This window comes from Okeania sp. SIO2B9, assembly GCF_010672505.1.
GTDB classification, from domain to species: Bacteria; Cyanobacteriota; Cyanobacteriia; order Cyanobacteriales; family Microcoleaceae; genus Okeania; species Okeania hirsuta.
On sequence record NZ_JAAHGK010001704.1, the window covers coordinates 1 to 1,252 of the forward strand.

Sequence of the window (1,252 nt, forward strand, 5' to 3'; positions counted from 1 at the left end):
GTTGGGTACAACCAGATCAGCCGCATCAGTTAATAGCTGGGTTACTACTTTATCGCTCTCTCCTTTAGTAATATCTGTCGATATCCCTGCCTGCCGCAAATACTGAGACACTACATAAGTTGCCAGTGTATTGAGGTAGATAGTCTGGAATTTAGGTGAATCATCGTCATTGTCAAAGAGAGAATAACAATATAGTTTTGCCTGTTGATGAGCTAGATATCCTAATGGGAACCTCTAAGAAAAGATTTTCTTCAGAAAGGGCGGGTCCAACGTCCTTGATTTAGCCTTGATATCCTTCTATGGTGTGTCTAGACCCTCTCAATTCCCGCTTCAGAGAGGCTACTGATGACTCATTTGGAGGCGCTAGACACACCTCACCTATGGCTCAGGCAACACTGGCTTGCTTTTGCAAAAACACGTAGCGACTGAGGTTATAGCTGAGGGCTTTGAGTCCTTGATGCGCTTGAACCCGCTTTAGTCCGATGCAGCGCACGAGCTTGCCCCCCATTGAGGTAACCCAATGGCCGAAAACATGCTCCACCCGAGCGCGGGTCTTGGACTTCTCTCGATTGGAGGCTTTTTGCTCCTCATTCAAGGGATGATTGCGGTAGCCCCGTTCATGGATATGGCTGATATAGCCTAACAGGGCTAGGGTAGCTTCCATATTCACGCTGTAATAGGCACTATCGGCCCAGATCTCATCCGATGGATTCTGCTCATCTAACACCTGAGCGAACATCTTGGAATCATGCACCGATGCATCGGTGACCGTATGGACCCGGATGAAGCGATACGTTGCATCAATATTGATATGGTCTTTGTAGCCAAAGTAGCTGGTCTTGTTCTTTTTGGTCCAGCGAGCATCCGTATCCTTCTGGGCCTGCTTGTGCGGATTGTCGGCCCACTCTGGCGGCTCTTCTCCAGCCTTGATTTGCTTATTCTCCTCCTTGCTATTGCGTTGAATCGGAACCGGAATGATCGTTGCATCTATGATTTGGCCTCCTTGAGCGGCATAGCCTGCCTCATCCAAAAATGTGGAAAAACGCTCGAACAGCTCATCAATCAATCCGGCTTTGGTCAATCGTTGGTGAAACAGCCACAGCGTTTTAGCATCGGGGACTTCCTCCTCGGGACCAAGTCCCACGAAGCGACGGAATGAGGCTCGATCATGGGTTTGGTATTCAGTTTGCTCATCGCTGAGGTTGTACAATTTTTGCAAGATCAGCATCTTGAACAACCGCAAGCGATCGAT

The 1,252-nt window shown here is 48.6% G+C and carries 1 protein-coding gene and 1 pseudogene; both read right to left on the bottom strand.

Annotated features, from left to right (window positions below; translation table 11 throughout):
* Positions 1-198, bottom strand: a pseudogene (locus F6K13_RS35675) (DUF1822 family protein); the annotation flags it as partial.
* A gap of 187 nt (positions 199-385) precedes the next feature.
* Positions 386-1,252: IS5 family transposase (locus tag F6K13_RS33840; protein ID WP_287290029.1), on the bottom strand; the 867-nt coding region annotated here is incomplete at its 5' end.